This window comes from Enterococcus sp. DIV1298c, from assembly GCF_017316315.1.
GTDB classification, from domain to species: Bacteria; Bacillota; Bacilli; order Lactobacillales; family Enterococcaceae; genus Enterococcus_B; species Enterococcus_B mangumiae.
Map to the genome: position 1 here is coordinate 1 of NZ_JAFLWG010000023.1, position 22,714 is coordinate 22,714.

The 22,714-nt window shown below is 37.9% G+C and carries 22 protein-coding genes; 9 read left to right on the plus strand and 13 right to left on the minus strand.

The genetic code is table 11. The features are described 5' to 3' along the window. Positions 1-80 precede the first annotated feature (80 nt). Positions 81-1,097: a hypothetical protein gene (locus JZO83_RS14390; protein WP_242542469.1), complete on the minus strand. Its 1,017-nt coding sequence runs from the start codon at positions 1,095-1,097 to the stop codon at positions 81-83. Positions 1,098-1,241: 144 nt separating this feature from the next. Then, entirely contained in the window at positions 1,242-1,601 is a 360-nt protein-coding gene (locus tag JZO83_RS06185; protein WP_207115254.1) for a hypothetical protein, read from the minus strand. 669 nt (positions 1,602-2,270) lie between these two features. Between JZO83_RS06185 and JZO83_RS06190 the strand changes: the two genes are divergently transcribed. The 7 genes from JZO83_RS06190 to JZO83_RS06220 are packed head-to-tail and all read left to right on the plus strand — an operon-like array spanning position 2,271 to position 8,397. Beyond that, entirely contained in the window at positions 2,271-4,226 is a 1,956-nt protein-coding gene (locus JZO83_RS06190) for a PRD domain-containing protein (RefSeq protein WP_207115255.1), read from the plus strand. Further along, positions 4,216-4,671 carry a PTS sugar transporter subunit IIA gene (locus tag JZO83_RS06195; RefSeq protein ID WP_207115256.1) on the plus strand — a complete coding sequence of 152 codons (456 nt, stop codon included), beginning with the start codon at positions 4,216-4,218 and terminating at the stop codon, positions 4,669-4,671. Before JZO83_RS06190 ends, JZO83_RS06195 begins: the two co-directional genes overlap by 11 nt. 12 nt (positions 4,672-4,683) lie before the next feature. Continuing rightward, positions 4,684-6,030: a PTS transporter subunit IIC gene (locus JZO83_RS06200; RefSeq protein ID WP_207115257.1), complete on the plus strand. Its 1,347-nt coding sequence runs from the start codon at positions 4,684-4,686 to the stop codon at positions 6,028-6,030. A 12-nt stretch (positions 6,031-6,042) separates the two neighbouring features. Further along, positions 6,043-6,327 (plus strand): PTS sugar transporter subunit IIB, encoded by a 285-nt coding sequence (locus tag JZO83_RS06205; protein WP_206854693.1) that lies wholly within the window; start codon positions 6,043-6,045, stop codon positions 6,325-6,327. A 12-nt stretch (positions 6,328-6,339) separates the two neighbouring features. Continuing rightward, entirely contained in the window at positions 6,340-7,173 is an 834-nt protein-coding gene (locus tag JZO83_RS06210; RefSeq protein WP_207115258.1) for a class II fructose-bisphosphate aldolase, read from the plus strand. A gap of 12 nt (positions 7,174-7,185) precedes the next feature. Next, positions 7,186-7,881, plus strand: a complete 696-nt coding sequence (locus tag JZO83_RS06215) for a triose-phosphate isomerase (RefSeq protein ID WP_206854697.1) — start codon at positions 7,186-7,188, stop codon at positions 7,879-7,881. Continuing rightward, complete coding sequence (locus JZO83_RS06220) at positions 7,882-8,397, plus strand: YjbQ family protein (RefSeq protein WP_206854698.1); 516 nt, start codon at positions 7,882-7,884, stop codon at positions 8,395-8,397. Between the two features lie 147 nt (positions 8,398-8,544). Here JZO83_RS06220 and yicI read toward each other — a convergent pair whose 3' ends face one another. From yicI to JZO83_RS06240, 4 genes are read right to left on the minus strand one after another with little or no spacing between them, the layout of a single operon-like run. After that, positions 8,545-10,806 carry an alpha-xylosidase gene (gene yicI, locus JZO83_RS06225; protein ID WP_207115259.1) on the minus strand — a complete coding sequence of 754 codons (2,262 nt, stop codon included), beginning with the start codon at positions 10,804-10,806 and terminating at the stop codon, positions 8,545-8,547. 10 nt (positions 10,807-10,816) lie between these two features. Continuing rightward, positions 10,817-11,656, minus strand: a complete 840-nt coding sequence (locus tag JZO83_RS06230; protein ID WP_207115260.1) for a carbohydrate ABC transporter permease — start codon at positions 11,654-11,656, stop codon at positions 10,817-10,819. Then, positions 11,653-12,519: a sugar ABC transporter permease gene (locus JZO83_RS06235; protein ID WP_207115261.1), complete on the minus strand. Its 867-nt coding sequence runs from the start codon at positions 12,517-12,519 to the stop codon at positions 11,653-11,655. The genes JZO83_RS06230 and JZO83_RS06235 overlap by 4 nt, the downstream gene beginning before the upstream one ends. Positions 12,520-12,537: 18 nt before the next feature. Continuing rightward, positions 12,538-13,818 carry an ABC transporter substrate-binding protein gene (locus tag JZO83_RS06240; RefSeq protein ID WP_207115262.1) on the minus strand — a complete coding sequence of 427 codons (1,281 nt, stop codon included), beginning with the start codon at positions 13,816-13,818 and terminating at the stop codon, positions 12,538-12,540. 113 nt (positions 13,819-13,931) lie between these two features. Here JZO83_RS06240 and JZO83_RS06245 point away from each other — a divergent pair, with 113 nt between their 5' ends. Both JZO83_RS06245 and JZO83_RS06250 read left to right on the plus strand, forming a co-directional pair. Next, the gene (locus JZO83_RS06245; RefSeq protein ID WP_206854706.1) at positions 13,932-14,876 is read left to right on the plus strand and encodes a helix-turn-helix domain-containing protein; all 945 of its coding nucleotides are present in this window, start codon (positions 13,932-13,934) and stop codon (positions 14,874-14,876) included. A gap of 226 nt (positions 14,877-15,102) precedes the next feature. Then, positions 15,103-15,762, plus strand: a complete 660-nt coding sequence (locus JZO83_RS06250; RefSeq protein WP_207115263.1) for a hypothetical protein — start codon at positions 15,103-15,105, stop codon at positions 15,760-15,762. Here JZO83_RS06250 and JZO83_RS06255 read toward each other — a convergent pair. The 7 genes from JZO83_RS06255 to JZO83_RS06285 all read right to left on the minus strand — a co-directional run bounded on the left by JZO83_RS06255 (position 15,759) and on the right by JZO83_RS06285 (position 22,559). Continuing rightward, complete coding sequence (locus tag JZO83_RS06255) at positions 15,759-16,406, minus strand: hypothetical protein (protein ID WP_207115264.1); 648 nt, start codon at positions 16,404-16,406, stop codon at positions 15,759-15,761. The genes JZO83_RS06250 and JZO83_RS06255 overlap by 4 nt on opposite strands. Positions 16,407-16,713: 307 nt before the next feature. Beyond that, positions 16,714-17,880, minus strand: a complete 1,167-nt coding sequence (locus JZO83_RS06260; RefSeq protein ID WP_207115265.1) for a carbohydrate binding domain-containing protein — start codon at positions 17,878-17,880, stop codon at positions 16,714-16,716. Between the two features lie 390 nt (positions 17,881-18,270). Further along, positions 18,271-19,086, minus strand: coding sequence for a MetQ/NlpA family ABC transporter substrate-binding protein (locus JZO83_RS06265; protein ID WP_207115266.1), 816 nt, complete (start codon positions 19,084-19,086; stop codon positions 18,271-18,273). Between the two features lie 10 nt (positions 19,087-19,096). Further along, positions 19,097-19,777 (minus strand): ABC transporter permease subunit, encoded by a 681-nt coding sequence (locus tag JZO83_RS06270; protein ID WP_206854719.1) that lies wholly within the window; start codon positions 19,775-19,777, stop codon positions 19,097-19,099. Next, positions 19,752-20,495 (minus strand): ATP-binding cassette domain-containing protein, encoded by a 744-nt coding sequence (locus JZO83_RS06275; protein ID WP_207115267.1) that lies wholly within the window; start codon positions 20,493-20,495, stop codon positions 19,752-19,754. Before JZO83_RS06275 ends, JZO83_RS06270 begins: the two co-directional genes overlap by 26 nt. Positions 20,496-21,195: 700 nt before the next feature. Further along, entirely contained in the window at positions 21,196-21,459 is a 264-nt protein-coding gene (locus JZO83_RS06280; protein ID WP_206854723.1) for a hypothetical protein, read from the minus strand. Positions 21,460-21,476: 17 nt separating this feature from the next. Then, positions 21,477-22,559 carry a radical SAM protein gene (locus JZO83_RS06285; RefSeq protein ID WP_207115268.1) on the minus strand — a complete coding sequence of 361 codons (1,083 nt, stop codon included), beginning with the start codon at positions 22,557-22,559 and terminating at the stop codon, positions 21,477-21,479. Between the last annotated feature and the right edge of the window lie 155 nt (positions 22,560-22,714).

Sequence of the window (22,714 nt, forward strand, 5' to 3'; positions counted from 1 at the left end):
CTCTATTATAATTTTTGCTTCTTTATTCGTTATATTTGAAGAAAACTGAGATAATCTTTTGATCCAATCAAACTCTGATTTTACAATACATAAATTCTGTACGAATAAATATCTCTATTCTTTTTTTTATTAAAATATAAAATAGACTCATGTTGTAAAAAATAAATACCATCTATCCATTTTCTGATTTCAATGTCATAAATTTTTTTATCTAAATTTTCCTGACCAATATATCTTCGACAAAGTTCTTCTGACAAAAAAGTTGATAATTCTTCATCAATCGCTCCCTCGATACTGCGTTGGTCCTTTTCTAATTTATAATTTAAAATATCTAATTCAATACTAGTCATAAATCTTTTATATCTAAAATTGGAGACCAAAACAGCCCTATTAAAATCTTCATCTAAAAAATCAATACTTGTTTTATTATTATTTTTTTCTATTTTTATATCTGAGTATTTCCAATACTCAAATGCATCCATTAAATTATCCCTATCTTGATATTTAGAATATACTTTTACATTCCACAATAAATCTTTTTCAGAAAAAATTCGATGTATTCCGCATTGCTCTTCTACTAAAATATTGTGGAGTAAGTATCTTAAAATATTTCCGGAACTAGATATGTAACTATCATAAGAATTCACTCTTTTTTCAAGACTGATATCCAAATTATTTTGCTCTCTTAATAAACTCAATTGACTTTCTAAAAAAATAATAAAAACAACTAAAATATGTTTATTATTTATAATCGTTTCTCTAAGTTCTTTATTTATAGAATTATTAGACTCTATAAATAAATTTTGTAACTGATTAACTTGTTTTAAATGTCTTCCTATCTTTTCTTTTATTTTTTTATCTGTACATTGACTTAGAAACAAATTGTATTTATCTAGATATGGATTTGTTTGATTCAAACATGAATACTCATTAATTTCTAAACCAAGAGCTCTAATTTTAACTAAAAAATGATGAGGATCTTCTAGTGCTTCTGTAAATAGCTTTTCAACAAATTTCTTTTTCTTTAGTTTTTGTAATTCACTCATATAATCTAAATAATCAAATTGTGGATTTTTTGTATAAAAGTTACTCGCCATAATGTGATACTCCTTAATTCGTTTTTAGTGACACATAGCTCTTAAAAATTTTATTTTTTAAAGTTCAAAAAAATTTACGGAACTTTGTTTTCTAAACTAAAAGAAGAGAAACATTTTAACTAAGAACGCTCTTTTACTCTATCTTTATACCTTTTTTACAAAGTAATGCCTTAAATAATAAAAACAAACCCCTAAAGAAGCGACGGACATGATCCATAGATACTCATGAAGTGGTACACTGATTTTTATACTATCCAGGTATTCCAATGTCTTATCAAATGTATATGACATAAGAAACATTAGTAAAAATACTTTGAGTTTGCCAAGTTTTTGATTAATACTTTCTTCACCTAATGTAGCTAATCCTAAAATCAATCCGATAGTACTTGGGTGCAATATAACTAACTCTTGTTTTGACAATATTTTTGCGATGCCAATAGCCATTACACTCGCATATAACGCAAGTATCACGTTTCTTAATATATTGCTTAGTATGATTTTCATGTTCGTATCAACTCCAAAATAGATGTTTTACATAGACTAACTATTTCACTTCTTCACAAATAGATATACATCACTTATATCATTTTCTGCCGATGATTTCCCATATTAGTCAGAAAATACCTTTTTGGGGTCATAATCGTCCATGAGCTTGAGGCAAAGGTGCTCGAATTCAAGTTAAGTGAAGTCATTTATCAAGCAATCTTTGATGGCACTTTGAAAGGATACTTACACTATCTTGATGATTATTCAAATATTATCCATTTTTCACCTAGTCGAAAATAAGGATAATTGAACCCTATAACTCATTTTTCTGTCATCCTGAAATGTACTAAAAAAATTTTTTCAATAACAAGCTACTAAAACAAAAGGGATTGCCTATTTCTTTTTTTGGTGGCTTGTTTCGTTTGCTTACTTTTATTTTAAATAAGTCATCTATATTGTGTATATACTATTTTAGAACCCTCACTTACCTTCTCACCGCAAAAAATTAAATATGGATTATATTCATTTTTTATCATTACTTTTCCCACCTTATAAACTGTCCATTGAAATGGACAAAACATTGTTATACCAAGGACTACCACATTAATGTGGTAATTAGTTATCATTTACTACATAACAAAGTTTCATTAAGATAGATTTAAGGAAGCGCTTCCGGAGGTGGGTTTGATGATTTTAAGTAAAAGGGAAAAGCTGTTGCTCCGTCTACTTTTAGAACAGCAGAAGTATCAACCAGCAGCTTTTTTCCAAAAACAGTTGTATGTCTCTCCTAAGACTGTCTACAACGACTTAACAAGTTTGGAAGAAAAAATAAAAGAAACAGGCACTACGATTACTAAGTTGCCACGTAAAGGGATTCGTTTGGAAGGTAATGAATCAGCAAAACAAAAAGCACGCTGTCTTTTGGTGTATGAGCAACTCATTCTTGATGAATATTCGCCAGAGTATCGTCGCTTGTTCATATTTGGAAACTATCTATTTTCAAAAAAAGCCATGCGCTATCAAGAGTTTGCTGAATATTTTTTCGTGAGTCAACAGTCGATCAAAAATGATGTCGATGACATCGTGAGATTTTGCCAAGCCAAGCAGATCACAGGAAAGGTAACGTCAAATGGCTTGCAATTGCTCGCAGATGAATCGGTGCAACAACATGTGTTCAAGTCATTCTTAGAACCATATATGGAAACAGAAGGAAGTCAACATACTTCCATCCCCTCTTTATTTGATGAGCGAATCATCGAACTGACGGAGGCGTTCATCTCTGGGATGATCCAGCAAACCGGACGACAAATCAATAATTATTTTGTGGAATCATTATCTTTATCCTTACAGATTTTTTTATCTAGGCTTCTTTTAGATCATCACATCGAAAAACAAGAACAGCTAGTCTTTGATGAACTAAAACGGATGAAGCTCTATATGATCGCGCGCTCATTTGCTGAAATGGTCAATGACTACTTGGCAATTTCGTTACAGGAATCAGATATCCAATATATCTGCTCGCTTTTACTTGCGCATGGAATCGAGCCTTATGTTCAAAGCACGGATAAACCCGATTCAGTGATCACAGTTTCTACTAAACAGATTATTGGCAAAATGTCGACTTTATTGAAAATCGATTTGACTCAAGATGAACTGTTGTTTCAAGCCTTGCTCTCACATATCGTCCCGATGATCCATCGTCTGAAAACGGGGATGTTGATCAAGAATCCTTTGCTTAAAAGTATCAAAACACAATATTCGACGATGTTCACATTGACCAAGTATGCGATTGGTGAATTAGAAAAAGAGTTCCACTGCTCTTTAACGGAAGATGAAGTCTCTTTTCTTACGATCCATTTCCAATTGGCTTTTGAAAAGCGGAAGATGACGAATCATATTCTCATCGTGTGCCGTTCTGGGCTTGCTACGTCCGAATTGATTTTCAATCGAATCAAACAGACGATCTCAGCAAATACCGTTTTAGAAATCATTCAATCGAATAGACTGCCCCACACCTCTTTAGAAATGGTTGATCTGATTATTTCAACGATTCCTTTAGAAGAAATAGAAACACCTGTTATGTACGTATCTGCTCTACCCACCACAGAGGAGATCACCAACATTTCAGCGAAGATCTCTAATTTGAACGAAAACGAAAAAAAATTCCATTCAAAAAAATATCAATCACCCACTTTACTAAAAAAATACCTTGATCCAGCTTTCATTTATATACAAAAGCCTTTTTCTACAAAAGAAGCAATCTTGTCTTTTTTAGCTGATGATTATCTTGAAAAAGATTTAGTGACGCACAGTTTCAAACGCTCTTTATTTGATCGAGAAGAATTAGGTAGTACCGGATTAAAAACAGGGGTTGCGATCCCTCATGCTGATCCGCATACAGTGAAAGAAACAAAATTGGCATTCGTCACACTTGCTTCCCCGATTGCTTGGGGAGATACGAAAATCCAATTGATCGTCTTATTAGCGATCGCCGAAGAAAATATGAGCGAAGCAAAAGAATTGATTGCTTCCATTTATGACTTATTCAATTCCTCAGAGGAAATCCAGTGGATTGTAGCGAGTCAAACGCCAGATGAACTTTATCACAGACTTTTACGAGGAGGGAATGAGCTTGTTTTTTGATCATCAACTTGCATTATTGAATCAATCATTTGAAACAAAAGAAGAGGCATTGCAAAAATTATCAGAAGAACTACGAAAAAAACAATGTGTCACGGATGATTTCTATCAAAATATCATCCGCCGTGAAGAAGTATTTCCAACAGGCTTAGCGATCAACGGGATTGGCGTCGCGATTCCACATACAGATAGTCAGTATGTCAATGAATCTCAAGTAGCGTTCATGTCGCTTAAAAAGCCTTTATCGTTTATTGAAATGGGCACAAATGACAAAGAAATAAACGTTTCGCTATTATTCATGCTTGCTTTGAAAGAACCACATGAACAATTAGAGATGTTGCAACAATTGATTGAGATGTTCCAAAAACCTAGTGTTTTAGAGGAACTCTTAACACTCACTACAGAAACAGAATATCTAACGATCATAAAAAAATACGGCTTGCAATAAGGAGGAAAATTTATGTTAGATGCATTACAGTGGTTTGTTGATTTAGGTTCGATCGTTGTTCTTCCTATCTTGATCTTTATTTTTGGGATCATTTTAGGCACAAAGCCAGGAAAAGCATTTACTTCAGCATTGACAGTTGGTGTTGGCTTTGTCGGATTGAATTTAGTGATCGACTTACTAGGAAATAGCTTAGGACCAGCGGCACAACATATGGTCGAGCGTTTAGGGTTGAACTTGACTACGATCGATGTCGGTTGGCCAGCCGCAGCGGCGATTTCTTATGGAACGATCTTGGGAAGTCTAGCCATTCCAATTGGTGTGGTGTTGAATGTCGTTCTTATTTTACTCGGCTTGACGAAAGTATTGAATGTCGATATTTGGAATATCTGGCATGCTGCATTTATTTCATCTCTTATTTTTGTTTTGACTGGTGACTTCGCTATGGGGATCGCTGCAACTGTGATCTACTTGATGATGATTCTTTTGATGGGCGATATCCTAGGACCGATCATCAATAAATTTTATGGATTCCCGAATATTACTTTCCCACATGGAACAGCTGCTCCGGGATTTGTCTTTGCATTACCAATGAATTGGATTTTTGATCGTATACCAGGATTGAGAGATTGGAAAGCTGACCCTGAAACGATTCAAAAGAAATTTGGGGTTTTCGGTGATTCAACCGTAATGGGCTTCTTGATTGGTTTAGTGATGGGGATTTTGGCTGGTTATGATGTCGCTGGTACAGGTCAATTGGCGGTTCAAACAGGTGCCGTTATGGTGATCATGCCTAAAATGGTTGCTTTATTAATGGAAGGGCTTACGCCGATATCAGAAGCTGCGAATGAATTTGTTAAAAAACGTTTCCCAGGAAGAGAACTTTATATCGGAATGGATGCGGCATTATCTGTCGGTCATCCAGCTGTGCTTTCTTCTTCCTTATTGCTCGTGCCGATCACTATTTTATTGGCAGTCATTCTACCAGGAAATACGACCTTACCTTTTGGCGATTTAGCAACGATTCCTTTCTTGATCTGTTTGATGGCGGCTGTCTTTGCAGGAAACATCATTCGAACAGTGATTGCTGGAACAGTCTACATGGTAAGTATTCTTTACATTACTTCTTGGGTTGCTCCGCTAGTAACAACAGCTGCTCGTTCAGCAAACTTTGATTTACAAGGAAGCTCAACGATCACTGCAATGGCAGAAGGTGGCCTCTGGACAACTTGGATGTATGTCGGCTTAACAAAAGTTTTAAGCTGGGGTGGTTTAGCGATCATCGGCGCAGTTGTTCTGATCGGCTTGATTTACGTCAACAAAATTTTACCCAAAAAACAAGCAGCTAAAGCAGCTGAATAGGAGGAAACTAGGATGAAAAAATTATTGATCATGTGTGGCACAGGTGTCGCAACTTCGACTGTTGTAACGAATAAAGTGAAAGAATGGTTGAAAGAAAAAGGACTAACTGATCAAGTGAAATTGTATCAATCAAAAGTAGCGGATGAAATGAATAAAATCGATGAATACGATATTGTTGTCAGCACGACAGTTGTCCCAGATTCAATCAAAGATCGTGTGATCATGGGTCTGCCTTTATTGACAGGTATCGGTACCGAAGCGATGTATGCTGAAATCGAGAAGAAAATCAACGAATAAAGGAGAATCCACATGCTGGTTACTACAAAAGAATTATTTGAACAGGCGGATAAAAACAATTATGCGATCCCTGCTGCCAATTTCTTCGATTTAGATAGCGCAAGAACGTACGTTAAAACAGCCGAGCGTTTAAAAAAACCATTGATTCTCGCGTTTGCCCAATCACATATGGACATGATGTCACTAGAGGAAGCTGCTTTGATCGGTAAATTCTTAGCAGAACAAAGTACTTCTCCTGTCGCTTTGCATTTAGACCATGGTCAAGACGAAGAAATCATCAAGCAAGCAATCGATCTAGGGTTTACTTCTGTCATGATCGACGTATCCGAAGATTCATTTGAAGAGAACGTTCGCCGCTCGAAAGCAATCGCTGATTATGCGCATCCTTTTGGTGTCGTTGTGGAGGCAGAAATCGGCCATGTCGGTGCTGGTGATAGCTTAGAATCAGAAGAGAGTGATTCCATCTACACAGAGTTTAGCGAAGCAGTGAAATTTGCAGAAGCAACTGGGGTGGATTCATTGGCAGTATCGATCGGTACCGCACATGGACACTACACAGGAACCCCAAAAATCAACTTCGCTGTCTTGCAACAGATTTATGATGCTTTGGCTATTCCTTTAGTTTTACACGGCGGCTCTTCTTCTGGCGATGAAAACCTTGAGAAGTGTGCGCTGAATGGGATTCGTAAAATCAATATCTTTACTGACTTTATCACAGCAGCCATGGATAAGATCCGTAAAGAGCAACCAGAAAATTACTTTGACTTGATCCATGATGCAAATGATGCGATTGCTGAAACTTTGGAACATTATTTCAATGTCTTCCACACAGCTTCTCATGAATAAAGGAGGGTAATTATGCAAAAAAGAACCTTACGTGCCCCATTCTTTGTGGTTAATCCAAAAGCTTATTTATACGGCGACCAAGCACTTGCTTTAGCTAAAGTAGCCGATGAGCTATCTGGCACGCACGATATCGACATCTTATTCACTGTTCAGCATGTTGATGCTGCACGGATCAAAAACGAAACGAATCATTTATTCATTACTGTCCAACATTTAGACGGACTTCAAGTAGGACGTGGCATGGGATATATCCTTCCTGAAGCAGTGGCTGAAGTTGGAGTGACCGCTACATTTTTAAATCATGCGGAACACCCAATGACCGTCAACGAACTGACGAAAGCCGTAAAACGTGCAGATGAACTAGGTATCCTGACGATCGTCTGTGCAGATTCCATTGCAGAAGCGCAAGCAGTAGCAACGCTTGATCCTGACGTGATGGTCTGTGAGCCGACAGAATTGATTGGAACGGGGCAATCCAGTGATCTCTCTTATATGAAAGCAACCAATGATGCGGTTCGTGCGATCAATCCAACGATCCAAATCTTACAAGCTGCGGGAATCTCTACGGTGGAAGACGTAGAAAAAGCGTTATTATCTGGTGCAGATGGTACTGGGGGAACAAGCGGTATCGTGGCAGCTGATGATCCTGCCCAAACGTTGACGGATATGATCCATAAAGTAGCGGAATTGAAAAAGGAGTTCAAATAGATGAAATTTGCAAAAGACCAATTAACTTTAACTTCAAACGGTAATCGCGTGTCTTATCATAATATTACCGAACAAGTCAAAGCAATCGTTGAGAAAAGCCAGATCAAGAATGGTATTTGTTTAGTCCAATCGCCCCACACCACTTGCTCGGTGATTTTTGAAGAGTATATGCACGATACCGATTTTAATGGTGATGAGTTTCTTCAAGTAGATTTAAATCGTATCTTGGATAAAATCATCCCGCGAGAACTATCTGAAAATACGAATTACCGTTATCCAGGACCGAAGCATTTGGAATTTCTGATGAGCCTCGACGATCCTAATTATCCAACGGACCCTGCGACGATTTTAAATGGCGATGCTCACATCCGCTCTTCCTTTTTCGGCGCAAGCGAAAGCTTTATTTTGAGCGAAGGAAAATTAGAGATCGGTTCTGTTGGCTATATTTACTTCGTAGACTTTGATCAAAATCGTGTAAGAAACCGAACATGTCACGTCATGGTGATGGGAGAATAATTTTCTTCCGCGGGGTTTCCCATTCATTCCTGATCCACCATTGATGGCTAGACAAAACAGACGAAACCACACTTTCTCTACCGACTCCCATTGGTTGATGTAAGGCTGTAGTTTCGTCTTTTTTGTCGTCTGAGCCAAACGACTCTTCTAGTGTTCAACGACGATTGAAGACCCCAGCGGATGATCGTTTGCTCCTGGTATTTGCCGATTTCTAAATACTACTTGAACATTTATTAACCCTTCTGTTTTGATCTGATAGCTATCATCTTCAGGAGTAACGGTGATCGCCCCAACTGGCATCCCGTGTTGATCCACCACTCGCTGTGTCACTTCTTCCGTTAGTTCAAAAACGTGTACGGTCAAGTCTTTTGTATAATCATATGCAGCGGTCATGTCGACGGAACCTTCAATGATCAGTGAATTAGGGCGAACCATAAGCGGTAGATTAAAATAATCATAGGTCTGTGTGTGCCATTGTCGTCCTTCATATACCCGATTATCTAAATAATTCGTCCAACGTCCATCTGGCAAATAAAAAGAGACCTGCCCTTGCGCATTGAAAATCGGCGCAATCAACAAACGTTCCCCAAGCATATACTGTTTATCGATCGTATGCGTCGTGTAATCTTCTGGAAATTCCAGCATCACTGGGCGCATCATTGGTATGCCTGTTTGCGCTGTTTCTATTGCTTGCTCATAAATATAAGGCATCAGGCGATTTTTTAATTTTGAAAATCGTTGACTGACTAAGGCTGCTTCTTCGCCAAAGTTCCATGGCACACGGTATTCGATGTTTCCATGATAACGGCTATGTGTCGATAGCAGTCCAAATTGAGTCCAGCGTTTATAGATGTCTTCTGAAGCATTTTCTTCAAACCCACCGATATCATGACTCCAAAAGCCGAAACCGGATAAAACAAATGAGAGTCCACCTCTTAATGATTCTGCCATAGATGGATATTCCGATAGATTATCACCACCCCAATGGACTGGGAATTTTTGTGAACCGACCGAAGCGGAACGAGCAAAGACGACCGCTTCATCTGGACGTAATTCTGCTAATAATTCAAAGACGACTTCGTTATAAAGATACGCATAATAATTGTGCATTTTTTTCGGATCAGAACCATCGTGATACTTCACATCAGTTGGTATGCGTTCACCAAAATCCGTCTTGAAGGAATCGACACCGATTTCTATGAGTTCCTTCAGCCGTTCTTTGTACCAGTCACGAGCTTTTGGATTGGTAAAGTCAATGATCCCTTGACCCGCTTGCCAAAGATCCCATTGCCATACTTCACCGTTTGTATCTTTGATGAAATACCCTTTTTCTTTACACTCTTGAAAGGCCGCCGCTTTTTGTCCGATGTAAGGATTGATCCATACACAGACTTTCAACCCTTTCTGGTGGATTTTTTCAATCAATTGTTGGGGATCTGGGAATAGCTCATTATTCCATTCAAAACCACACCACTCAAATTCTTTCATCCAAAAACAATCAAAATGGAAGACATCAAAAGGAATCTCTCGTGTCTGCATTTCTTCAATAAATCGCATGACTGTTTCCTCGCGATAATCCGTCGTAAAGGAAGTCGATAACCACAACCCAAATGACCATGCAGGAGGCAATGCAGGTTTGCCAGTTAAATCGGTGTATTTCTTTAGGATCGTTTTCATATCTGGCCCATAGATGATATAGTATTCCAGCCGTTCACCGGCGACACTGAATTGTGTCCGAGAGACATTTTCCGAACCGACTTCAAATGATACCTTTTCAGGATGATTGACGAACACGCCATAGCCTTGATTCGTTAAATAAAAAGGAATATTTTTATATGCCTGTTCACTCCCCGTGCCACCGTCTTGATTCCAGCAATCAACGACTTGTCCATTCTTGATAAAAGGGGTGAATCGTTCTCCTAAACCATAGACGTATTCGTAAGGGTCTAGTGACAACTGTTCGCGCATATATTGCGTACCGTCACTGCTTTGAATCATTGCTTGTGCTTTTGGCATAGAAGACGTCAAACACTTTCCCTCTGCGAGAAAATCAATTTGGAACGCTGCATTTTTTGTTACTCGTGCTTCTAGCTTACCTGATTTTAAGATGTAAGTTTCCTCATTTTCTGTATCGATCATGACAGAAGGCGATTGCTTATTAAGATGAAAATGAGGAGCTGTTTGTGCTTTGTCATGATGCACCAGTTGTACTTTGATGATATCTTCTCTTGGTGACTCAAAAGTCAACGTTGTCATCCCTAGATTCAAGGTATCTCCTCTTGTGTGGATCGGTTTATATGGTAAGTACAGCGTCAGCTTCTCCTCATCCACTTGAGCCTCATATACATGGTTCGGGTGTTCAAGATGAAACCCTTCTTTTGCCAACCAATAGCCATTTGTAAATTTCATTTTTTCCCTCCTACTTCACTGCGCCATCTGAAATGCCTTTTACGACATGTTTTTGCAAGACAACAAATAAAATAATAATTGGTAAAACGACGATCACTAGCGCAGCCAGTGCTAAGTGCCACTGCTTGTTGAATTCGCCGAAGAAATAAAACATTCGTAAAGGGATCGTGTACATGCCCGCTTTATTGATACTTAATGAAGGCAACAGATAGTCATTCCAAAACCACAAAGCGTTCAATACGATCACAGTCACCGTCGTAGGTTTTAATAAAGGAAAAATGACTTTCCAGTAGATTTGGAAGGTATTTGCCCCATCGATCAATGCCGCTTCATCTAATGATTTCGAAATACCTCTTAAAGCACCATAATACAAAAAGGTCGACATACTTGTTGCTAACCCTAGATACATCACCATCAAACCAGGCTGATTCAACATACTGACTTGCCCAAAAAGTGAAATCAAAGGAATCATGATTCCTTGAAATGGAATCAATAAACCAATCGCTACAATAAAATAGAGTAATGAACTTAAACGACTCGTATTTCTTGATAAGGCATACGCCGCCATCGAAGAAACGAACACGATCAACACTAAGGACCCAACCGTTATCAATAATGAATTGGCTGCGCTTTTCAAAAAATCTAAGCGCGCAAATGAATCAATATAATTTTCCAGTGTCAGTTCCGCTGGTAAAGTGAGCGTGTTTTGAAAAATCTCCGCTTTGGTCTTGAACGAATTGATCACCACCAAGAAAAAAGGATAAAACCACAAGCTAGCAAGCAACAACCCGCCAAAAATCAGCAAAGTCTTCTTAAACTGTCGTGAATGTTTCACATTTGATTGCTTCATGCGCTGACCTCCTTTTTACGTGTCAGTGAGATTTGAACCACTGAGATGATCACGATAATGACGAGAAAAATCACTGCTTTCGCTTGGGCATACCCCATTTTTCGCATTCCAAATGCTTCATTGTAGATGTTCATCGCTACCATTTGTGTGGAATTGAATGGGCCACCTTGTGTCAGGGCTAAGTTTTGATCATAGATTTTAAATGCGTTGGACAACGTCAAGAACAACGTGACGGTGAAAGCCGGCATCAACATCGGTAATTTGATACGGAAAAAGACTTGCAGAGGATTCGCCCCATCCATATCCGCCGCTTCCAAAATCTCTTCTGGAATATTATTGAGAAATGAGATGTAGATCAGCATCATGTACCCACTCATTTGCCAAACAAATAAAATAATCAGTCCCCAAAAACCCGTTTCTGGCGTGTTCAACCAACCGGCAAAAAATTCGATACCTGTCATGGCTGCCAGACTTTCAAATGCTTTATTAAAGATGAACTGCCAAATAAATCCTAGGATGATCCCACCGATCAGATTTGGCATAAAAAAGATCGTACGGAAAAAAGTCGTCCATCTGCCTAATTTTTGAGTCACGAACATCGCGAGTCCTAACGCCACGACGTTGATCAAAAGCACACTAAAAAATGAAAATTTCGCGGTAAACAGTAAACTGTCGATAAATCCTTGGTCACTAAATGCGCGAAGATAGTTTTCGAACCCAACGAATTCACCCACCGTATTGCCATTCCAGTTGGTCAGGGAATAATAGCCACCTGTCAGTAGCGGAATGAACAAGACGATCGCTAGCGCCAATAACGCGGGTGCAAGTAATAACCAAAAAGCTTTTGTGCGATTTGTTAACATAAAAATCCTCCTTGTTTCTTACTCCCACTCTTGTGCCCAACTGGTTTGCAACGTATCGATAAATTCATCCCAAGAGATTCGTCCAGCTGCATATGCTTGGATCTGCACACCAAAAATATTTTGCCCATATCCGTCTGGATAGGAATTGTGGACCCACGGAACAGTCTGTCCTTCACTTAAATAGGTGTAGATTTCCTTAGATAAAGGATCATGAATCGCTTCACTTGAGAAATTAGTATAAGCTGGAATGAATTGAAACTCATCAACGATTGCCGTCATCGCTTGTTCATCGGTATACATCCACGTTAGAAATTCGATCGAAGCGTCAATGATTTCTTGGTCCTTGTCTTTATTGACCCCCCAATACCAGGCTGGACCTGCGACGATTTTACTTTCTTCTGGAGATTCGATCTGCATCGGGATGATGCCTAGTTTTTCTTTTGTAAAAGTCTCATCTAAGCTATCCAAGGTTGGAACGATCCAATTGCCTTGATGGATGATAGCGACTTTTCCACTCGCAAATAACTCTTCAACAGACGTACTGTAATCCATTGCTTCCATTGGCTGTGCGTTGTATTCAATGACTAGATCCGTGTAGTTTTTCATTTGTTCCGCATAATCCACGCTTAATTCAGGCGCTTCATAGGTCTTTTCTAAGCTATCATCAAACTCTGGAGCAAAAAAATTCGAACTATATTGACTGGACACCCATGTTTCTGCCCCACTAAAACCAAATACGCCTTGTAGTCCTAGTTCTTCTTTTTTGCTATCTAATAATTGAACAGCTTCTTCAAATGCTTCAAATGTATTGATTGAATCATTATCAATGCCTGCTTCTTTAAAAATCTCTTGATTGATCAACCAGCCATATCCTTCGATATTCATCGGGACACCATAAACCGTTCCATCGAGAGTCGCGCCTTCCAATGTGCCTTCGATTGCTTGTTTTGCTAATGTTGTTTCCCCAAGATCATAGAGTTTATGTTGCCATATCTGTGTATCTGCTAAGCCACCTAACATAAAAATATCTGGTTCATCTCCAGAGGAAAACTTCGATTGCAATGCTGCTGTCGCATCTGTCCCTCCACCGACTGTGGTCAAATTGATCTTGATTTCCGGATGATCGTTCTCGAACGCTTCCACTAATGCATCCATTTGCTCGGCCGTTTCTGTCTTGATATTGAAAATCTCTAATGTTACACTACCATCATCTGAACGCCCGCTTTGTGTCGTGCCACAGCCGGCAATTCCTAACAACATGGCAAAAGCAAGTACCAAAAATCCTCGTTGTTTCTTCATGATCTGTCCTCCTCAACTTATTCATAAATTGATTATATTGATATCTACAACGGTATGTAATCGCTATCTTAGTCGAAATACCTTGTAATATTGATCAAAATGGAGGAAATGTGATGTTTAGACCAAACGATATTTTTACCCCCAACCCTAGTCAACAAGATATTGATACAACGCTAAAGGAAATGACCGAACATGGTGATAGTTTGTTTCCAGTAGCTGTTCACTATACGAACCACCCAGTACACCAGGAAAATATGATCCATCCCCATTGGCATCGAGAGCTGGAGATTCTTTACGTCTACCGCGGACTCATGGAAGTAAAAGTAGAAGGTTTGTCTTATGTTGTTCGAGAAGGGGATATTTTGTTTATACCTGCGAACCAATTACATGAAGCTCTCAATTACCAAATGAATGCCTGTGCTTTTTTTGCAATCGTGTTTGATGCGTCATTCATCGAAAGTCGGATTTCTGACCATATCCAGCAAACCTATCTTGATCCGTTGCTCCATTCAATGGAGCAATCAACCATCCATTTTACAAATAATTGCTCTGATATTTTAGCTATCCAACAACTCATTATCACGATCATCGATACTTTTGCCTTGAAAGAATCACGATTTGAACTGACGATCAAAGCCCAATTGTTACTACTGATCAAACATTTTTCGCGTTACAGCACACAAGTAACTCCTGCAAAATTAGTTGACAGTAAAAAGAAACTCAATACGTATCGCTGCAAAAAAATCATTCTATACATTGAAGAAAATTATCAAAGTACGATCACCCTTGAAGCAATCAGTAGTCATATCGGCTACAGTAAAGAACATTTCTGTCGCTTTTTTAAAAAACATTTTCGCATGACCTTCTTTACGTATTTAAATCAAATGCGAATCAAAAAGGCAGAGTACTTACTATTGCATTCAGATTTGAAAATTATCGATATTGCATTGGAAGCCGGTTTCGATGATCCCAATTACTTCACTAGCTTATTTAAACGAGAAACACAAATGACTCCGTCAAATTATCGGAAAAAAATGCGCGAGTTCACTAGTATGTGAAACTATTTTTATTTAAGCAGTGGTAGAAACTAGGATAAATCTCACAGATGTTTGCTGAATACAAAAAATAGCGACTCAAAACTTTTTTCAAGTTTTTGAGTCGCTATTTATTTTGTTGCTATTTCTTACCATAAATAACGTTCTAGATTCTTCTTTACTTTAAAATATCGGTTGTTATAATAATGTGTGTTCATACTATATTTATCAATTAGGAGTTAATGTGTATATGGAAAATAAAGCTTTTTTAGCAGTTAGTAGCTTGTTTTTTTTGTTTACGTTAGCAAGTTGCCATTCAATAAATGACACGATGCCACACACAAAATCTTCAGTAATGACTACTACCAAAACGACTGCCACGGAATCATCTACACCATCGTCTGATCCCTCGGACTCAAAGAGCGAACCATCAAACGATACGACAACGATTCACGGACTAAACGATCCAGCCACGATATCTTTAAATGGAAAACCTGCAGTTACGATCGAAATTATCAAAGCCAGTGCCCAAGCTAATGATATCATTCAAGAACAAGAGTACTTAGCTTACCCTATGGATACTATCATTAGACTTGATATTCGCATGACCAATCACTCAGTAAAAGATTTTAATAATGGTTCGAAGTTTTACAGAAACTTTGAGATCACTACAGAAGATAATATCCATGTCGATCCTACATTACAGAACCAACCAGATGATCAGCCGGCAACTGATGCTTTGGAAATAGGCTCTACAGGAGTTGTCCAAGCTTACTTTGTATTAGACGAAGAGATGAAAAACACTAACGTTCAAACAATTAATATCGAATACTATTATCTACGTGATTTACTTAACCCGAATAGTCAAGATTTTCGTTCAATCAAATTCAAGCTTCCAGTGACACATTAATTTTCGATGTTCATCACACGGATCAATTCCTTGATATCTTCAGGATTACCGGTAGGGATATTTATCCGTTGTGCATTATTGAGTATATTTTGTTCTTCTTCCTTCAAAATAGCTTGATCATCTGGCTGTTGGAAATGACTTGGTACAGGATAGTAGGTGATTGAGCCATCGTGATTACTGGAGTAAACGATACCACTTTGATAGCCATATTTTCCTGATATCATGACTGTCTCATTCGGAAACGTCAAACTACTTTCATCATAAGGATTGATCGGTGATCCTGCTGGCGCACGTCGGACATTAAGCTCAAATTCATTGTTCGCGAGATCAGACTTGTAGTTGGTTCCCATGATCGTCAACCAAACTCTGGCATACTCGATTTGATCATCCGTATAACCGGCTAAGGGATTTGTCTCTTCGATCATTTCAGAAGAGGTTGTTGTCGTGATAGTTGAACTAGTGCTAGTAGAAGTTTCAGCCGATTGACTGCTAGATTCACTCGTTGCTGCTTGAGACGACGAAGCTGTTTCCTGTGTTTCCTCTGTCGAATAGTCTGAAGAAGCACTTTTCTCATCATTTGTTTTTCCACCGCATCCAGTAAGAATAAATACAGCTACCATAATTAATACCATTGAAGATTTCATAACCATACGCCCTCCTTTTTCATTACAATAACATTGTAACGTATCTCAGGTAAACGCACGAGTAAATGAGGTATTCTCTGAAAATTACATGACGGCTACATTTTCTCCTAAGTAATCAAAAAATAAGGCAGTAACCATGAAAGAATTCATAGCTACCGCCTTATTTTAAGAATATGTTTCACCCACCTAACACCGAATAAACGGTGTGCCAGAAGTTGACCTTCAACACTAAACGAAAAAATGATAAAAGATAAACATACTTTTCAATTTTCTAGCTTACGGCTCAGGACAAGACACTACTCTTTCTCTATTCTACTTCAAATGTTGCTAATACTTGGATCAACTTAGCCGAACCACCAGGAGTGCCGCTGCGTAGTTCCACTGAAATCACATCTCCGGATTTAAAATCAGAAGATTTACTTACTTTGATACTATCAGTTAACTTCTCACGTACAGATGAATAGTATGCTTTGCCTTTGTAGACTTCAGCAATGTATTTGCCGTTTTTATAGATCATCATTCGATTTTTTCCTTCAAAACTTGCACGATCGAAATCAATATCTAGTCGGCTTCCTGATAATTTGATGTTCTTTACCGCATGATCTAATAAAGAAGTGTCAACTGCTAAATCTTCTTCTAACGTGATCGACTCTAATAAACGCTTGCCTGTTGAACTATGACCAGGTGAGTTTGGTGCAGTATATACTTCGATCACTTGTCCTTTGACTCCGGAAATACTACGACGGACTTGAGTTCCGCCATCCTTTTTACTTGTGAAGGAATAGTAAGCTTTGCCTTTGTATGTTTCAAAATGATAGCGGCCATCCACGTAAACCATCAATCTTTCTGAGCTATTGAAACGTTCTGAATCTAAGTTTAAATACGCATACGCTTCACGATCTTGTGTACCTACAGTCAATAAGTTCGTTTCTGTTTTTTCTGGTTCTACTTGGATATTGTCAAATTTTGCCCAACCGTTTCCTGTTGAAGAAAAACGAAGAATGTATGTATTTTCTGTTGCAGGTGTCGTAAACGTAAATTCTCTGCGTGTCCAGTTCTCGTTGTTGTGGGCTGTTTCTTCTAATGAAACGAATCCTTCATCATGATTCATCGTACCGAATTCAACTTTCGCTGGGAAATCAGCACTTCCTGCGACATCATAACCAAATGTATAGGTCGTGTTTGGCTTCAATGTCAAATATTGATGAATGTTTTCTCCATATGTTGCGACCACGTACTTATTTCCATTTAATTCTTCGATCTTCGGATTTTGTGTCCCTGGATTCGATACGATCCAGTTGTTCAATCCATCATTGAAATCACCGTTTTTAATTGCTAACTGCTCTTCTACCTGACTACTGATACTGGCCAAGTCACCTGTTGATTGACTTGTCGCAAATGTTACCGCTGGTCCTCCTAATGTAAGTAGTAACATGCTTGCTGCTGCAATTTTTTTCAAATTGTTTTTTTTCATCTCAAGCTCCTTATAGATTTTTTTGTAGCGAATAGTTCGTTATACAGTGAACTGTAAAACATAATCTATCTCGCCCTCTAAAAATACTAACTGAAAAATGAGACAATAAAAAAACATTTTTTTCTGAAAAAATATATTTTTGGATACATAACAAAAAAATAAAAACGCCTACTGTAAAATAACTTGAAGAAACAATGCGTACTGACCAAAAGAATGCGGATTTATCATGTAAATTGGTCCATATATTTTTTCAGATAAAATAAAAAGATACGACCGAATGTCGTATCTTTTTCACTTTGATTATAGAAATCACCCAATAAGGACGATTCATTTGTACATAACAAGCCACGCTGTTACTTACATCATTATTTGTTATAGTTCGCCCGTTGTTTAAAATGCTGGGATATTTGAACCTTTTGTATTGTTCTTGATATAGTCAGCGACTTCTGGTGTTGTCATTGCTTCTTTCAATACCTTGATTTTCTCGCTGTCTTTTTCTTCTTCTCGAGTAACTAATTGCAATGCATAATGTTTGCTTGCTTCTTCATCCTCTAGTAATAAAGCATCTGCTGTCGTCAAGTTTGCTGGTTCTAGATAAGCTGGATAACAGAAAACCATAGCGATATCACTCTCATCATAAGCTTTGACCAAATTCAAAAGATCGATACTTTCAAAATTTAGATTTTTAGGATTCTCTACAATGTCTGCTACTGTCCCATCAAAGCCGACACCATCTTTCAATGTAATAACGCCATTCTCATTCAAAATCGCTAACGCACGACCTTCATTTGTTGGATCGCTAGGGATACCCACTTTCGCATTTTCTGGCAAATCATTCACATCATCATATTCTTTGGAATAAAACCCGCCCGCAAAATAATAGATTGGTTGAACAGCTACTAGATCCGCATCTTTTTCTTGATTGAAGCGTTCCATAAATGGCTCATGTTGTGCAAAGTTTGCATCTGCTTCATTATGTTGCACCGCATCATTATAAGCAACGTTATCACTGACTTCCATGATATTGATCGTATATCCTGATTTTTCTACTTCTTTTTTGGCAATTTCTAAAATATCTTTTGATGATTCCAATTGCACGGCTACAGTGATTTCTTTCTTGCTTTCTTCTGTCTCATTGCTTCCCCCACAGGCTGCTAAGACAAGTACACTTGCTAAAGCTAACGTGAATAAATAAAACTTTTTCATGATTTTTCTCCTACTTTCGTTTATCTAATGATTGTGCAACAAAATTTCCTAACATTTGCAAAATGAAGACCAAAGCGATCATGATCACAATGGCAACATACATCACACCATATTCATACCGTTGGTAACCTACACGTACAGCAAAATCCCCAATTCCGCCGCCACCTACGACGCCCATGACAGTGGAAAAAGAAATCATACTGACTGTCGTCGTGGTATAAGCTAACACTAAGCCGCTTCGTGCTTCGACAAATAAAAAATGCCAGATATATTGAAACCGAGAGGCACCTAATGAATTTGACAGCGCATAGATTTCTTCAGGTACATCTAACAATACTTGTTCAACTAAACGAGCAAAAATCGCTACTGCGACAATGCTCAGAGGAATGGATGAAGGAACTGGACCAAACGCCCTTCCTAAAATCGCGCGTGTCACTGGGATCAAAGCAATCACTAACAGGAGGTAAGGAAACGAGCGAACGACAGTCACGATGAAATTGAGTAACCAGTATAACCAAGGATGGGCCCCTTTTGTCCTTCTGACCTTAGGATTCGTCAAGTACAAGCCCAAGCCTGCTGGCAATCCTCCCAACACACAAACGAACATGGAAATAGCCATCATGATGCCAGTTTCTTTCAAACTATTGATTAAAGACGGCCAATATTCAATAAGTGCTGTTGGTAGGTTCATCAGACAAACTCCTTTTTATTTTTTCAAAATAGGTTAGATCCTCTTCCTCATACTGTTGCGGGTCATTCGTCAATTCACCGATCAGATGGCCATTCTCCATGACCAAGATTCGTTTACATAAGCGTTTAACGGTTTCAAGTTCATGACTAACAAAAAAAATAGTCGGTTGGAACTCTTCGTGTGTTTTATGTAGTAAACGAACGACACTCTCTGTATTTTCTTCATCTAAAGAACTGGTGGCCTCATCACAAAGTAACAAATGCGGATCTCTACTCAACGCTCTTGCGATCGAAACCCGTTGTCTTTCGCCACCAGAGAGTTTGACCGGATAGCTATCTGCTTTATGACTCATCCCAACAAAATCTAATAAGTCATTGATTTTTTTAGGGTTTTTCTTCTTTTGCAGTCTTAAAGGAAGTGCGACATTCTGATAGACACGTAGGTTTTCAAGCAAATTATGATGTTGAAAAATCATGCCTATTTTTTGTTGCTGTTGCCGTAATTCTTTTTTTGATAACGACTGGACGTCTACACCATTTAGCTTGATCGTGCCTTCAGTAGGCGTTTCCATCAAATTCAATAAGCGTAATAAAGTCGATTTGCCAGAACCGCTTTTACCAACGATCCCGATCACTTCTCCTTGTTCTACTGTAAAACTGATTTGATGCAGCGACTTGGTCTTATCATATTGCTTCGACACATTTACTAGCTCAATCACATTTTTCCTCCAGTCTATAAAGCAATTCCCAAAATTAATACAAAGAAAAAAACTGTATCAATTCCACTGTTTACCAAAGATTGCTTTACTTTTATAAAAAAGCAAGGCAAATGCAAAATCTTCTGTTTTTATAATCCATTAAATGGAAGCAAAAAGCAACTTTTTTACTCACCAATAAATATAATCTGTTTTTATTTCTGTACCATTAAAAATTGAAAAATACGATGATGCTTGTCACAAACAGATCGCAAACCTTCTACTCATTTGTTTTCGTTTTTTGTATCGTTAACATATAAATATTTTTTTACAAAAAGAATTTTTCCCTATCCTATTTTTATTCAATTAGAAAAAAATAAGTAAATGTACATCAGCGAAAGATGCTATACTCTGGATAACGGATAGTTACATAAGTTATAAAATATTGATTTATTCGTTATCTTATATTGTAACAAAAAACAGGTTGTTGATAAACGAGCGAATGAAGACTATCCGAATACAACAAATATGGATGAAAAGAAGTAGCACTAAAAATTATTTGGGGAAGTAATTCTAGTGTATGGCATCCATATAATGTGCATGACGTGCCACATTTAGTAGCCACAAGAGAGGTCAGAGCGAAACTGTTCTGCCTCGAAAAAAAAATAAGCAGAGGCCCAACGATTTTATGGGCTTCTGCTTATTTTTTTCGATTAAACGATGGTCAAGTTTCTGTAATGATTCCATTCATCTTGAGTACAGCTAAAAATTCTTCTACATAACCATCTTTTTCAGCATCTGTAAATTCTTGATCTAGACGATATTTATTTCGCACAAAGGCTTTTATTTTCTCTTTTGTACACTCATCCTTTAGCAAATCAAACACGTCGATTGATACCTCATTGTCCAATATAAAACGTTCATCTTCAATCATGATATATAGATCATTACCCATTTTTTCATAAGTGATATTCTCGCTAAGTTTCATATCTCTCACTCTTTTCGTTATTCATTGGTACAGCTGCGAACCATTTGATGCTTTAAGGTTTCCTTGATCAAGGTACATTCCGCATCATCTACACCATGGATATCGTTCGTTGCATAATAATGATGCGCTCGACATCCGCCACCACATAAATATCGGAATGAGCAGTCGGTGCATTTTGATAATCGATCAATGCTTTGAGAGCGAATCAATTCAATGTTCTCTTCATCAAAAATAGCACTAAGTTGCTTTTCCCTGATATTTCCCAGTTTGTAATCAGCGGTTTCTAAAAGCTTACAGGCAAAGATATCGCCTACAGGATTGATTGCAAATTCTCCAACACCCAGACCGCATGACTCCTTGATTGAAAAAGGTTTTAAAAAAGGAGAGCGGGTCTCGTTCTTTTCTTTTAACTCGATTGCCACTCTTTCCTTCTCAGTCAAGGAAATCTCTGCCATTTTTGCACGTCCTAGCTCGCTGAAGCCTCCTAATTTATAATTGATATGATTCTTCTTTAAAAAGTGAATGGTTTCGTCAATCTTCTCAAAATTGTTATTTGTAATAATCGTATTGACTGAAATGTTAGGATATTTCAAGTCCAATAGATTTTGGATTCCTCTCATTGCGAGGCGATAACAGCCTTTTCCTCTATTTTTGTCATTTTCCACTTGATCGATCGAATCTAAACTGATGGTGATCGAATCACATCGTTCCGCTAAAAATGCTGCATCATTGGCATTTCGTAACAATGTGCCATTGGTGATCAAGCCGATAGATAGACCAATTTTTTTGGCATAGTCGATATATTTTAATGCATCTTTACTTAAACCGACCTCCCCTCCAGTGAAGACAATATTCTTCACGCCACAATCTTTCAATTGATTGAGTACATCGATCCATTCAATAAAACTTAAACTATCTTCATACTCCTTTTCAGAACTGGCTTCCGCATAGCAGTAAACACATTTCAAATTGCAACGATGTGTCATCACCAAATAAGCGGTTTCCGGTATCGTATAGGTAGCTTTTTCTACTTCTAATGGGTCATCTAAAAGGATTTGAAAAAGATTCATCTTTTTTTGAGTTGCTGTTCTTAAATTCATGTAATCTTGCTTTCTTATTTTGCTTAATTCTTCTTGATCCACTAATATCCACGTACTTCGCGAGACATTATGTACAATAAATTCTTCATTGAACTGATAGGCATAAAGATTATCATTGATTCGAATAAAATCACCTCATTTTTTAAGCCGAAAAA